The organism is Psychrobacillus sp. NPDC096389 (assembly GCF_044762855.1).
Classification (GTDB): Bacteria; Bacillota; Bacilli; order Bacillales_A; family Planococcaceae; genus Psychrobacillus.
In genome coordinates this window covers 327395-340809 of record NZ_JBIWFB010000004.1, presented here as the reverse complement: position 1 = coordinate 340809, position 13415 = coordinate 327395, and the positions used below count along the sequence as shown (strand labels likewise).

The window sequence follows — 13415 nt, the reverse complement described above, 5'->3', positions numbered from 1 at the left end:
CTTGCCACCTACGTATTACCGCGGCTGCTGGCACGTAGTTAGCCGTGGCTTTCTAATGAGGTACCGTCAAGGTACGAGCAGTTACTCTCGTACTTGTTCTTCCCTCACAACAGAGTTTTACGATCCGAAAACCTTCTTCACTCACGCGGCGTTGCTCCATCAGACTTTCGTCCATTGTGGAAGATTCCCTACTGCTGCCTCCCGTAGGAGTCTGGGCCGTGTCTCAGTCCCAGTGTGGCCGATCACCCTCTCAGGTCGGCTACGCATCGTCGCCTTGGTGAGCCGTTACCTCACCAACTAGCTAATGCGCCGCGGGCCCATCCTGTAGTGACAGCCGAGACCGTCTTTTAACATCTCCACATGTGAGGAAATGGATTATTCGGTATTAGCCCCGGTTTCCCGGAGTTATCCCAATCTACAGGGCAGGTTGCCCACGTGTTACTCACCCGTCCGCCGCTAAATCAGAAGAAGCAAGCTTCTTCGTCATTCGCTCGACTTGCATGTATTAGGCACGCCGCCAGCGTTCGTCCTGAGCCAGGATCAAACTCTCCATAATAGAGAACTTAAAAAGCTCATGTTGTTTTGCTGGCATCATCATTAAATGATGTCAAATTTGTTTGCTTATGAAATTAATCAATAAGCTATATATCTTAACGTTTTGCATGTTCAGTTTTCAATGTTCATGGTTTAAATAATGGAGCGGGTGAAGAGAATCGAACTCTCATCATCAGCTTGGAAGGCTGAGGTTTTACCACTAAACTACACCCGCATATATAAAGTTTCATATTATTGTTTGTTTGGCGCGCCCGGCAGGAGTCGAACCCACAACCTTCTGATCCGTAGTCAGACGCTCTATCCAATTGAGCTACGGGCGCTTAATGTGTGCTTTGGTGCGGCCGAGAGGACTTGAACCTCCACGGGGTTATCCCCCACTAGGCCCTCAACCTAGCGCGTCTGCCATTCCGCCACGACCGCGTAGTTATTAGTTAGGACAAGTCTTACTATACTCTTTTCAACTAAGCTTGTCAACAATAAATGATGAGCCATGAAGGACTCGAACCTTCGACCCTCTGATTAAAAGTCAGATGCTCTACCAACTGAGCTAATGGCTCGTACAAATAAATGGCTGGGGTACCTGGATTCGAACCAGGGCATGACGGAATCAAAATCCGTTGCCTTACCGCTTGGCTATACCCCAACATGGCGGTCCCGACCGGGATCGAACCGGCGATCTCCTGCGTGACAGGCAGGCATGTTAACCGCTACACCACGGGACCTTTAAAGATATACAATCGAAATGACCCCTACGGGATTCGAACCCGTGTTACCGCCGTGAAAGGGCGGTGTCTTAACCGCTTGACCAAGGGGCCATATAATGGCTCCGAAGGTAGGACTCGAACCTACGACCAATCGGTTAACAGCCGATTGCTCTACCACTGAGCTACTTCGGAATATTTTTTGTCGTTTTGTTCTTCTCGACTTTTTCTATTATAGAGAGCCTTTTACAAAACGTCAACTACTTTTATGGAATTTATTTAAGTTTTTTTGAAGAAACTAAAATAAGGTCTCCCAAACACTTGCCACATCTGTATTTGCTCGTATTTAAACGAATTTTCCGATTATATAACAAAGAGCATTTTACGCATTTATATGTGTAGATTTTACTTCTTACTCTCTCATTCTGCTCTACAAGAGTTGAACAAAATCTTGGAGAATTAGTTCTTTTTAAAAGCTCTCTAAAATCTCCATCTCGATGTTTATACCCTTTTCCTTCTATATGTAAATGATAATGACAAAGCTCATGCTTGATCACCCCGATCAATTCATCCATCCCGTGTTTTTCAAAAACAAGCGGATTAATTTCTATATGATGTGTTCTTAACATATATCTCCCACCTGTCGTGCGAAGACGTTTATTAAAATAAGCATCATGTCGAAAGTCTTTCCTAAAAACTTCTTTTGATACACTACAAACTAATTCAGTCAATTTTTCATCTGTCATATGCTGTTCCACTCCTGTTTTAAAAAGATTGTCCAATGCCTTAGCATTGGACAACCCCTCATTTATTACACTTGTTGCTCTGGAGGAAGCATTGTAAGTGCAATTCTTCCTTTATTCGCATCGAATTGATCTACCCATACTGTTACTATATCACCTAACGAAACTACATCCAGCGGGTGTTTTACAAAGCCTTTTTTCAATTTGGAAATGTGGACTAGTCCATCCTGTTTTACCCCTACATCTACAAAGGCACCAAAATCTACTACATTCCTAACTGTTCCTTGGAGTTCCATTCCTGCTTTTAGATCTTCCATTTTAAGTACATCTGTTTTCAGAATAGGTTGCGGGAAAGCTTCTCGTGGATCACGCGCTGGTTTGATCAATGTGTCTACGATATCTTTTAATGTAATGTCGCCAATTTCTAATTCTTTACTTACTTCTTCTATAGATATGTTTTTTAAAGCTTCTTCCGCTTCTTTAGAGCCAATTTGTTCTTTTTTCAGGCCAACGATTGCTAAAACTTGTTCAGCAGCCTTATAACTTTCAGGATGAATTCCTGTTGCGTCGAACGGATTTTTTGCATCTGGTACTCGTAAAAATCCGATTGCTTGCTCATATGTTTTCGCACCTAGACGAGGTATTTTCTTTAGTTGTGCTCTAGAAGTGAATCTTCCTTGCTCATTCCGTAAATTCACTACGTTTTCCGCGACTGTTTTGGATAGCCCTGAAACGTATTGTAACAGGGATGCAGATGCAGTGTTTACGTTAACTCCTACTTGGTTAACAGCAGTTTCTACTATAAAAGAGAGTGACTCGGATAATCTCTTCTGCGATACGTCGTGCTGGTACTGTCCTACCCCTACCGCTTTTGGATCTATTTTCACCAGTTCTGCTAAAGGATCTTGCAATCTTCTCGCGATTGACACAGCGCTTCGCTGCTCCACTTGAAGGTCAGGGAACTCATGTCTTGCGGTTTCGGAGGCAGAATATACACTTGCTCCCGCTTCGTTGACAATCACGTAAGCCACATCACCATCCACTTCTTTAAGACAATCTACTATAAACTGCTCTGTTTCACGAGAAGCGGTGCCGTTGCCAATAGCGATCAACGAAATTGGATACTTCTTAATATAAGAAAGAACTTTCTTTTTGGAACCTTCTACATCCATTTTCGGTGCGTGCGGATATATTGCGGAAACCTCTAGTAGTTTACCAGTGTCATCAACTACTGCTAGTTTACAGCCGGTACGGTATGCAGGATCGACTCCAAGAATTACTTTCCCCTTTAAAGGTGGTTGTAATAAAAGGTTTCGCAAGTTCTCAGAGAAAATATGAATTGCTTGCGCTTCTGCTTTTTCTGTCAGTTCCGTTCGAATTTCACGCTCTACAGAAGGTTGTATTAATCGTTTGTACGAATCTTCTATTGACAGTTTTACATGTTCTACTGCTTCACTTGATGAATGAGTTGGTACCCATTCTGTTTGCATGACTGTCGTTACTTTATTGATTGGAACTTGAATGCTTACTTTTAGTACATCCGCTTTTTCTCCGCGATTCAGCGCTAAAATACGATGTGGTACAATTTTTTTAACCGGTTCTTCGTATTCATAGTACATTTCATATACATTCTTTTCGTCTAATTCTGCTTTTTTTACAGAACTAATCATTAGTCCATCTGCACGTGAGATGTTCCGTATTTGTTCGCGAATTTTTGCATCATCTGCAAATTGCTCCGCGAGAATGTCTCTTGCTCCTTGAAGAGCATCTTCTATTGTAAGCACTTCTAGTTCCTCATTCAAAAAGTCTTTTGCTAGAACAACAATTGACTCTTTAGGGAAAGTCATTAACAAGCTTGCAAGTGGCTCTAAGCCTTTTTCTTTGGCAATAGTCGCTTTTGTTCTACGTTTTTGTTTGAATGGACGATATAAATCTTCCAATCGTTGTAGAACGGTTGCATTTTGGATAGCGCTGCTTAGTTCTTCCGTTAACTTTCCTTGTTCATCAATGAGACGAATCACTTCTTCTTTTCGCTGCTCTAATTGTTGTATGTAGTTGTAGCGATCTTCAATTGCTTTTATTTGAACCTCATCTAAAGATCCCGTCTGTTCTTTTCTATAACGCGCTATAAAAGGAACTGTATTTCCTTCTTCTAATAATTTGATAACCTGTTCAGCTTGCGTTGATTTTACGCCTGTTTCTTTAGAAACGAGCTGTAGCATTTTCTTTATTTCCAAAACAAACACACCCTTTCCGTATAAGTTATATTTTAACACAAAAAAGCTTACTCTAATCTTCTAGAGTAAGCTTCCTACTATAAAAGTCGCGTCATCGCCATGTTCAATGGATTCGAGAACTGAATGGTAGAGACACCTGGCGTTTCGTGCGCTTTTAATCGTTTTTTTAGGACTATTCATATTCACACCATCCGAATGTAATATGAATAAGTCATTTTTCTTACATGCGTAAGTTTGTGTTTTTACTTTTTGTTTCCTACCTGATAAATAGCCCATCACAGGTAGCGGGTAAATCATTTTATCTGTTTCTTGTTGGTACATATAAAACTTAATATTTCCTATGCAACTATAGGATATCGTTTGGAGTCTGTAATCGATTTTCACGAGAGCAACAGCCGCTCCTCTTTTTTGAACCATCCGTTCGTTGCATAGTAATAATAATTCATCAAGTGACTCTTCAGGGTATTTCTCCAGTATTTCTGGAATAATATCCGCAGATTCTTTTGCAATAGGTCCGTTCCCTAAACCGTCGGCAATAGCGCATAACATGAAATCTTCGTTTTTAGATACATAGTATGTATCTCCCGATTCTAAATTACCAGACTTGGCTTCTTGAAACACTAATAACTCTACGTTCTCGTCTGAAAGATTTTTCACTTAACTACTCCACCTGACGCTAATATTGCCTCTTGCAATTTTTTGATCGCTTTTCTTTGAATTCTCGAAACATGCATTTGTGAAATCCCAAGTCGATCTCCTGTTTCCTTTTGGCTCAGTTGCTCCATATATGTAAGTTGAATTACTTCCTTTTCACGTTCAGATAACACACCAAGAGCATTGGCTACAAGTAAACGTTGATCTGTCTTTTCGAATTCCCCGTCTGCTTTTCCAATTACATCAAATAACGTAATCGTACTTCCATCTGAATCGGATTCAAGAGAGTGATCCATTGATAATGCTTGATAGCTTTTTCCCATTTCCATCGCTTCTAATACATCTTCTACTTCCACATTTAAATACTCGGCAATTTCGGGAACTAAAGGAGAGCGTTGAAATTCAATTGTAAGTGTTTCTACTGCTGCTCTAATTCTAGGTCCAAGTTCTTTTATTCTCCTTGGTACATGCACTGCCCATGTTTTGTCTCGAAGAAAGCGTTTAATCTCGCCTATGATTGTTGGAATAGCGAATGCCTCAAAGTTTTTACCAAATGTTGGATCATATCTCCGTATTGCACCGAGCAGTCCTACCATCCCAACTTGTACAATATCCTCATGATGGGATTTACCATTGGAATATTTTCTGGAAATAGACTCAACCAATCTAGTGTAATTTAAGACTAAATTGGTCTGAGCTTCTTCACTCTCTGTTTGTTGATATTCACTTATCCATTCTAGGATTTTTTCCTTGGATTGCTTGTTAGGAAGAGACGTGTTTGACATTACCATCCACCTGCTCTATTCCGACATGCTTCGTCATAAATACAGTTATGCCTTCCTGTTGATGGACTTTTACTTCGTCCATTAATGTTTCGATTAAATATAACCCAAGCCCACCTTCTCTTAAAAAGGATACTTCCTCCATTTCACTATAAGGTCCAACTTGCGCTTTCGTTTCTTCGAAGTCAAAACTCTTTCCATGATCTGCTACCATGATTTCAATTTTGCTTTCGTACATTGCACATCCAATTACAACTTCGCCATCCTCATCTTCGGAATAGGCATGCTGTACTGCATTTGTGATTGCCTCACTCGCAGCTATTTTTAAATCCTCTATATCGTCATATGTAAATCCAACTCGATTGGCTAAACCCGAAATAGTTAAACGCGCTACACTTACATATTGTGGCTTTGCAGGTATTCGAATTTCTACATAATCAAACGGTTTCATCTATTTTCACCTCTCCACTACTTGCTTGAATATCCATTATTTCGCCTAAACCAGTAATATCAAACAATCGTTTTAAACGAGATGAAAGACCGATTAACTCCATATGACCATTGGAAGCATTAACACTCTTATAAAAGCCAACAAATACTCCTAATCCTGTACTGTCCATATAAGATACATCTGATAAGTCTATGATTACTTGAAGGTTTTCTTTAAGATCAATCTCAGATAGTTTTTCTCTTAGAACTGGCGCTGTAAATGCATCAATTTCTCCTGAAATGATACCGTTAACTATTAGCAAATCTTTTTGTTGTAGCTTTACTGAAATATTCATGTATTTTATCCCCCGTTTTATCTATATGTGTTTTTTATACCACCATTCAACTAAAGTTAAACATCCTTTGCTATAAAAGATTATACTTTCTTGAAAATCACAAGGGTGAAGTCATCTCGTTGTTCAAAGTCTTGCAATTCTTCCAACTTATGAAACACATATTCTACCATTTCCTGGGCAGGTTGATCTTTTACATTTTCAATAATATCCATAATCGTTTGCTGTTCGATAAAGCCCTCTTTTGAACGGCATTCCGTTACCCCATCTGTCATCATCACAACAAAGTCGCCTTTATTTAGGGTGATGGAATGTTGTTCATACTTTACATTTGGAATAACACCTAACAGTAGACCTTTCGCCTGTAATTCAGAAAAACTAGATGACTCCGAACAGTAAAAAAGTGGTGGTTCATGTCCTGCCGAAGCATACGTAAATTCACTTTTCGGCGTATCATATTTTCCGTAAAACATCGATATAAACATTGAGTCGCTTACACTTTTCTCCACGATTCGGTTGATCACATCTAACACAACTACTGGATTTGTTTCTGCCCCGTCCAGACTGTCCATCCCATATTTAATCATAGACATACACAACGCTGCAGGAATACCTTTTCCGATAACGTCTGCTACTGCTATCCCTACATGTTCACTGTCATGCAAAAAGTGCGCGTAATCTCCGTTCATTTCTTTTGCAGGCACAGAAATCATGCCGATATCTAAATCTACTATTTTCGGTACTTTCGTTTTCAGTAATGTTTGTTGCACATTCGCAGCAAGTTCCATTTCCATTTTGATATTCTGCTGTTTTTGGATTAACGTTTGGTGTTCTTTGAGTGCTAACCCATAACGAACCATCACTTCAATGAGTAGATCAAATGAATGCCATACTTCTTTTGGTAAATCCAGCATAATCTCTTCTAAAGACGCCTTATGTATGCTAATTACTTCCTCAGGAGAGATATTCTTCTGAATAAGTTGCCTACTAATATTTTGCCCTTCGTATAAATTATGTTCCGTCTGTCTTAATATATACTGTTCTAATATTTCTTTATATTGCTTTTTAAATTCTTGAGGCATTATTTACTCCATCCTTCCTAACTACCTCATCCACTTGGTTGCTGTAATCACCGTTCCTTCGCCTACTACCGTTTCAATCTTAAAGTTATCCATGAGCCTTTTCACTCCAGGTAATCCAGCCCCTAATCCCCCTGATGTTGTAAACCCATCTTCCATCACTTTGCGAACGTCTGCAATGCCTGGACCCTTGTCGGATGCAATAACTAATAACCCTTTAAGATTGCCTTCTGTAATTTGTTTTATTTCTATGTTTCCTTTTCCAGCATATAAATAAATATTACGAGCAAGTTCACTAATCGCTGTTGTAATTCTAGCTTGGTCAACTGTACCGAAACCAACATCTTTCGCTTCATTTCTTCCAAGCTGCCTAGCAGCAACGATGTCCCACTCCGTTATAATATCAACAGAAGACCTTAAGTTCATAATGGATTAGTCCTCCAATTCTCGTTCTAATTTTTCCAATCCATTTTCTAAATCTAACGCCGTTACAACGTTTTCTAGTCTAATACCTAGTTCGATTAATGTAATGGCAACGGCAGGCTGTATACCTGTAATAACTACTTTTGCCCCCATTAAGCCAGACATATTAATGACATCTCCAAGTACTTTTGCGATGAACGAATCAATAAAGTCAATTGGAGTCAAATCAAGTACTACTCCTCTTGCAGCAGTTGTATGCAATTTGGCCAATAAATCTTCTTGGAATGCTAACGCAGTTTGATCATCTAATTCCCATTGGATAGAAACGATTAAGCAGTCTCTTAGTTTTAAAATTGGAATTCTTGCCATCATTATGAATCCACCTCTACAATCGCTCGATTTGTTAAAGCCAGAGCTTGTTCCATACCTCTTTGCAATGTACTCGTCGTAGTAAAATCAGTCAAATTTATACCGAGCGTTACAATTGTTTGTGCAATTTCTGGGCGTATACCAACAAGCATACATTTGGCCCCTACTAAACGAACTGCATCCGCCGCCTGAATAATATGATGAGCGACCATTGTATCTACTACAGGAACACCAGTAATATCAATCAACACAACCTCTGCACGATGCTTTACAACGCCTTGTAGTAAGTTTTCCATGATAAGTTTGGCGCGTTCCGTATCAATCGTACCTACTAGCGGCATGACAGAGATTTTATCAAATACAGGAATGAGAGATGCCGAAAGTTCTTGCAATGCAATTTTTTGTAAGCTCACAGTTTTTTCCCATACTTTAGAATAAGCATCTACCACACTATGATTAAGAGGAGTAATCCACTTTGTCAATATTTCTCTAAATGATTTATAATTACTTTCATTTAACGATCCCGCTTCTTCCATTTCTTCATAGATTACTTCGGTAAAATTGGTAAGTGCTCTTAACACAAAAGTGATCGACCAGCCATAACGAACAATTTGAATAGAAAAATCCTTCAACTTTTCATCGTAGGTCTCTTCACTTGCTGTTAAACTAGAAACCATCAATTCACCAAATTCGCGAACTGCAGTATCAACCACTTGATCCGACATTATTTGAAAGAAACGGTCATCTTGATCATCTTCCATTTTCACTTTCCACTTTTCTAAAATATTGTCTATATTTACTTGAATGTATGTTGCAATTTGTTTGTCCATATTCTATCGTACAACTCCTCTTTTAAATACTCGTAATTATATTCTAACGAAAATCAGGCTATTTTACATCTTTTAAGGCAAAAATAAAAAACACAATGCGTATTTGTCGGCTACACATTGCGTTTTGTCTATGTATTAAAATTTTACAATTCCTAAGCTGATACCTAATGCATGATCTACCTCACACATAACATCTTCATCTAAATGCGTAATTTTATCCGTCAACCTAGATTTGTCTATCGTACGCAATTGTTCTAACAAGATAACTGAATCTCGTTCAAAATCATACTGTTTCGCATTGATTTCTACATGTGTTGGCAATTTCGCTTTTTGAATCTGTGCAGTAATGGCCGCGATGATAACAGTAGGACTGAATCGATTTCCTATATCATTTTGAATCACCAAAACGGGTCTGGTTCCACCTTGCTCAGACCCGATTACAGGTGATAAATCTGCAAAAAAAACGTCCCCACGTTTTACGATCAAGTTTTCATCCTCCACTTACGAGTCGCTCTGTCGTATGTTGCGCTTCATATTCTGCATGTAAACATTCCGAACTTATGGATAAATTTATATGAGACATCTCAACATAACCTTTCATCATCGCTTCTCTTATAAGATTTGCCTGGCCTTTCTTAATGTATTCATTTGCTTGGACACGAGCAATATTTTCACTAGTAGCTAATGATTGTTTGACAATCTTTACTCCTTCATTAACCATTTGCTTTGGAAGCTCGATAATTGCTTCCTTTTTCTTTTTTCCACTTACCACAGCAAACACCTCCGACAAAACATTTCCCTATATGACAATATACTTAATCTTACCATTACTAGAGGCATAATAAAAGACATTATAAGAAATGGTTAGACAAATCATGCACGGAGTACGAGTTTTGTCGAAGAGTTATTCACTATATAATCTAGGGAGTCTATTAGAGAAGGTACAGCAAATTTCATATGGTATTGTCTGCAAAGCGTTTGCCCATTCTTCTATTCTAATCTCTTCATTCATTTGTTTCCCTAGCAATACCACTTTTTCACCGATACTCACTTGTTCATCTAAACGGATCATGCATTGATCCATGCAAATTTTACCAACAATCGGCATTCTCTTTCCTTTTATTAGAACGAATTGGTTATGCAATTTTCGAAGGAATCCATCTGCATAACCAATCGGAAGCGTTGCAATCCATTCATCCGATGAAGCCGTGTATTCCGCACCATAGCCTATTGTGGCACCTTTTTTCACTTTCTTCACATGCACTACTTCTGTATGTAGTGAAAGGGCTGTTTCCAAGGGAAATGGAAGATTCTCTCCGATCCAAGATGATGGGGCAATCCCATACATCGATATACCAAAACGTACAGCATCCCAATATTGACTGGGGATTCTAAGCGTTGCCGCACTATTGGAAGAGTGTATGGTTGCCGGTCGTTGTTCAAATAAACGAAGCATCCGCTCGAAAGCCGCTATTTGTTTCTTTAATTGATATTCGTCTTCTTCATCTGCTGTCGAAAAATGGGTATATACACCCGTTACTTCTATCCAATTTTTTTCTTTAATGAAAGCAAGTGCTCTCTTTAATTCTTCTTCTTCTACAATGCCAAGACGCCCCATACCGCTGTCAATTTTCATATGCACTTTAAAAGGTTTTGTATAGTGACTTGTAGCAAATAACCACTCGAATGAATATGCTGTTAAGGTAATGTTGTGTTCTGTTGCAAAGGGTAAAAAAGCGATCGGGGAAGCTCCGAGAACAAGTATATCCGCAGTGATTCCTGCATCTCTTAACTGAATCGCTTCCTCCGGAGACGCGACGGCTAATTGTGTAGCTCCTGCCTGTAAGGCAGTATTCGCCACTTCAATTGCCCCATGCCCATATGCATTTGCTTTTACAACAGCCATTATATTGGTATGTTCCGGCAGCATTTCTTTTAAGCGTTTGATATTAGTCTTAATTGCTTGTAAATTTACGTGTATAAATGTTGGTCGATAGTATGGATGAGTCATGAGACTTCCCTCTTTTTTCATTTGGTTTACGATTATTTTTCTAATTATCCTACTTGTGAGAAGAAGTCGTCAATCAATTACGCCTCGATGTAGCTTCGTCCAAATTTTATTTCAGTCCAGCGATCGTCATAGATGCTGCTACTTCAATCATTTCTTCTTTCGTCAAAGATGTAGAGGCGATGAAGAATGACATGCCATCTTGTTCCCAACTAAGAGACTGATCTGTTACTGCTCCAACTGCTACCCCTAGGTCTACAGGGTCACCTGGTGCAAATACTGGTATTGTAGAAGATGTACTTGGATCGCTTAATTGCTGAATAATCGTAAACTCTTTTTCACCACTAAATGTTAAAATAACTCGTTTATCGTCTTCCACTTTCATCTCTTTTTCATCGATTAAGTGAACACCTTCCCATTGAATGACAGGATAATGTGTTTCAAATTCTTTGTTCTCCATCTCTGCTGATGCTTCTACAGTACCCTCTTCTGCTTTACCAGTTGGTGTCTGACTAATTTTATACTCTCCTGCTGCATGTGTTTTACCAAGAGATACTTGCTTGAATTTAATGTGAATTTGTTCTTCGTTATTTTCATTTAATATCGCAACATCTTTTGGCAATAAAGTCTTTTTGTCGATGTAAATTCTTTGAGTTGGCAGCATGTTTTTGTGATTGTTCGATGTTTTCGTTTCGAATACATAGTTATTTCCTTCTTCTTTGAATGTAGAAGATTTATCATTTTTAATATCTTGCGCAAGCGAACCGATTAAGTAAGCTTGGCTATTTTCCGCAGGCCAGTTACTTTGGAACTTATACGTTTTGTTAAGCGCTGGTGTTACAACAAAAACTCCTTCTGTATTGCGTACAATCATTTGCGTATTTTCAGTATTCGCATCCGATACTTTTACGCGGTAAAAATCAGGCTTTGTATGCCAAACTTCCACACCATACACTCTCGGCTCTTGACCAGTTAAGATGCTCATCTCCGCAGTTAACTCATATCCTTTTGCATCCACCCACTTATTACTCAATTTTTTTAATACATCTTCTTTTGACTCAGCTCCACATGCAGATAGTACCAGGATCATCATTGCTAATACAAATAACAGTTTGGCCACTCGGCTTTTCAATCAGTCCATCCTTTCTATTATCACTGCGTTCGTTCATTGTATGTAGTTGGACGACCGGTTATGATTGTAGAATTACTTGAGCGGCTGCATATTCTTTTGTATGGGTGATGGAGACAAAGCCATTTACACGTTTTCCTTTAAAATAAAGACTTGGTTTCCCGTTATTTTCCTTTAAGATTTCAATATCATGAAAGCTACATTCTTTTCCTATTCCCGTTCCTAACGCTTTGGAATATGCTTCTTTTGCTGCAAATCGACCTGCTAAAAATTCAATTTGTCGCGAAGTAGATAATTGATGCATTTGTACAATTTCTTTGTTCGTTAAAATACGCTCTTCAAATTTACTTGTTTTTTCTTTAATTTTTTTTATTCTAATTAATTCCGTTATATCTAAACCTATTCCAGTAATCATGAGCGTTTCTCCTTTCAAATGTAACTTATACACGCTATACTATTAGTAGAAAAATTGAGGTGAAATAATGTTTACGAGAACAGAAAATTTTAAACAGTACATTCGATTATATCCGGTCGTTTCTACTTTACTTGCTTTAAATATCGCTATTTATATTTTAACAAATATTCCTATTCTCGGAGACGCAATATACTCTAAAGGGATCCATTTTAATTTACTTATTAGTGAAGGGGAATATTGGCGTTTAGTTACCCCTATGTTTTTACACGCAACTTTTTTTCATCTGTTATTCAATATGTTCTCACTTTATCTATTTGGTCCAGAGTTGGAACAGATTGCGGGTAAGGCTCGTTTCTTAACCATTTATATGTTGGCTGGTTTAGTAGGTAATATCGCCACATATTTAATACATGATTGGAATTACATGAGTGTAGGCGCTAGTGGGGCAATTTACGGTATTCTCGGCGCATTCGGAGCATTGGTTTATTATACAAGAAATTTCATGCCACAGCTAAAACAAATTATTGTCCCAATAATAGTAATAGGTGTTGTTATGACATTTCTTCAACCACGTATTAATGCCACTTCACATATTGCAGGTCTCATAACCGGGTTTGTGATTGGTTTTATTTACTTCCACCCAAAGAGAATTGCAGCTTGGAGAGCACGTAAAAGCCACTTAAAATCAGTAAAGTAAAAAAAGAACAG

At 38.6% G+C, this 13415-nt stretch carries 16 protein-coding genes, 8 tRNA genes and 1 rRNA gene; 1 reads left to right on the top strand and 24 read right to left on the bottom strand.

Annotated features, from left to right (window positions below):
- From ACIQ38_RS13300 to acpS, 24 genes are all read right to left on the bottom strand, one after another.
- Window positions 1–556 (bottom strand): 16S ribosomal RNA (locus ACIQ38_RS13300); the annotation flags it as partial.
- 139 nt (window positions 557–695) lie between these two features.
- Window positions 696–769: transfer RNA gene (locus tag ACIQ38_RS13295), tRNA-Gly, on the bottom strand.
- 29 nt (window positions 770–798) lie between these two features.
- A tRNA-Arg gene (locus ACIQ38_RS13290) sits at window positions 799–875 on the bottom strand.
- 13 nt (window positions 876–888) lie between these two features.
- Window positions 889–975 (bottom strand) — tRNA-Leu (locus ACIQ38_RS13285).
- A gap of 64 nt (window positions 976–1039) precedes the next feature.
- Window positions 1040–1112 (bottom strand) — tRNA-Lys (locus ACIQ38_RS13280).
- A gap of 11 nt (window positions 1113–1123) precedes the next feature.
- A tRNA-Gln gene (locus ACIQ38_RS13275) sits at window positions 1124–1198 on the bottom strand.
- Between the two features lie 3 nt (window positions 1199–1201).
- Window positions 1202–1277, bottom strand: a tRNA-Asp gene (locus ACIQ38_RS13270).
- A 21-nt stretch (window positions 1278–1298) separates the two neighbouring features.
- Window positions 1299–1370, bottom strand: a tRNA-Glu gene (locus ACIQ38_RS13265).
- A gap of 6 nt (window positions 1371–1376) precedes the next feature.
- A tRNA-Asn gene (locus tag ACIQ38_RS13260) sits at window positions 1377–1451 on the bottom strand.
- A gap of 80 nt (window positions 1452–1531) precedes the next feature.
- Window positions 1532–2002: a SprT family protein gene (locus ACIQ38_RS13255; protein ID WP_402823530.1), complete on the bottom strand. Its 471-nt coding sequence runs from the start codon at window positions 2000–2002 to the stop codon at window positions 1532–1534.
- Window positions 2003–2067: 65 nt separating this feature from the next.
- On the bottom strand, window positions 2068–4236 hold the full coding sequence (locus ACIQ38_RS13250; RefSeq protein ID WP_402823527.1) for a Tex family protein: 2169 nt from the start codon (window positions 4234–4236) through the stop codon (window positions 2068–2070).
- 60 nt (window positions 4237–4296) lie between these two features.
- Window positions 4297–4893 (bottom strand): SpoIIE family protein phosphatase, encoded by a 597-nt coding sequence (locus tag ACIQ38_RS13245; RefSeq protein WP_402823524.1) that lies wholly within the window; start codon window positions 4891–4893, stop codon window positions 4297–4299.
- Window positions 4890–5675 (bottom strand): RNA polymerase sigma factor SigB, encoded by a 786-nt coding sequence (gene sigB, locus ACIQ38_RS13240; protein WP_402823521.1) that lies wholly within the window; start codon window positions 5673–5675, stop codon window positions 4890–4892. Before sigB ends, ACIQ38_RS13245 begins: the two co-directional genes overlap by 4 nt.
- Window positions 5653–6123 (bottom strand): anti-sigma B factor RsbW, encoded by a 471-nt coding sequence (gene rsbW, locus ACIQ38_RS13235; RefSeq protein ID WP_402823518.1) that lies wholly within the window; start codon window positions 6121–6123, stop codon window positions 5653–5655. The genes sigB and rsbW overlap by 23 nt, the downstream gene beginning before the upstream one ends.
- Window positions 6110–6457 (bottom strand): anti-sigma factor antagonist, encoded by a 348-nt coding sequence (locus ACIQ38_RS13230; protein ID WP_402823515.1) that lies wholly within the window; start codon window positions 6455–6457, stop codon window positions 6110–6112. The genes rsbW and ACIQ38_RS13230 overlap by 14 nt, the downstream gene beginning before the upstream one ends.
- An 80-nt stretch (window positions 6458–6537) precedes the next feature.
- The gene (locus ACIQ38_RS13225; protein ID WP_402823512.1) at window positions 6538–7536 is read right to left on the bottom strand and encodes a PP2C family protein-serine/threonine phosphatase; all 999 of its coding nucleotides are present in this window, start codon (window positions 7534–7536) and stop codon (window positions 6538–6540) included.
- Window positions 7537–7557: 21 nt separating this feature from the next.
- Complete coding sequence (locus ACIQ38_RS13220; RefSeq protein WP_402823509.1) at window positions 7558–7959, bottom strand: anti-sigma regulatory factor; 402 nt, start codon at window positions 7957–7959, stop codon at window positions 7558–7560.
- A gap of 6 nt (window positions 7960–7965) precedes the next feature.
- Window positions 7966–8328, bottom strand: a complete 363-nt coding sequence (locus ACIQ38_RS13215) for an STAS domain-containing protein (RefSeq protein WP_402823506.1) — start codon at window positions 8326–8328, stop codon at window positions 7966–7968.
- On the bottom strand, window positions 8328–9155 hold the full coding sequence (locus tag ACIQ38_RS13210) for an STAS domain-containing protein (protein ID WP_402823503.1): 828 nt from the start codon (window positions 9153–9155) through the stop codon (window positions 8328–8330). The genes ACIQ38_RS13215 and ACIQ38_RS13210 overlap by 1 nt, the downstream gene beginning before the upstream one ends.
- A 135-nt stretch (window positions 9156–9290) precedes the next feature.
- Window positions 9291–9641, bottom strand: a complete 351-nt coding sequence (locus ACIQ38_RS13205) for a type II toxin-antitoxin system PemK/MazF family toxin (protein WP_093271851.1) — start codon at window positions 9639–9641, stop codon at window positions 9291–9293.
- A gap of 4 nt (window positions 9642–9645) precedes the next feature.
- Entirely contained in the window at window positions 9646–9927 is a 282-nt protein-coding gene (locus ACIQ38_RS13200) for a transcriptional regulator (protein WP_402823500.1), read from the bottom strand.
- A 132-nt stretch (window positions 9928–10059) separates the two neighbouring features.
- Window positions 10060–11166 carry an alanine racemase gene (gene alr / locus ACIQ38_RS13195; protein WP_402823497.1) on the bottom strand — a complete coding sequence of 369 codons (1107 nt, stop codon included), beginning with the start codon at window positions 11164–11166 and terminating at the stop codon, window positions 10060–10062.
- Between the two features lie 106 nt (window positions 11167–11272).
- Window positions 11273–12295, bottom strand: a complete 1023-nt coding sequence (locus tag ACIQ38_RS13190; RefSeq protein ID WP_402823494.1) for a LolA family protein — start codon at window positions 12293–12295, stop codon at window positions 11273–11275.
- Window positions 12296–12353: 58 nt separating this feature from the next.
- Window positions 12354–12707, bottom strand: a complete 354-nt coding sequence (acpS, locus tag ACIQ38_RS13185; RefSeq protein ID WP_402823491.1) for a holo-ACP synthase — start codon at window positions 12705–12707, stop codon at window positions 12354–12356.
- A gap of 67 nt (window positions 12708–12774) precedes the next feature.
- On the opposite strand from acpS, the gene ACIQ38_RS13180 reads away from it, so the two are divergent.
- Window positions 12775–13404, top strand: a complete 630-nt coding sequence (locus ACIQ38_RS13180) for a rhomboid family intramembrane serine protease (protein WP_402823488.1) — start codon at window positions 12775–12777, stop codon at window positions 13402–13404.
- The last annotated feature ends 11 nt before the right edge of the window (window positions 13405–13415 follow it).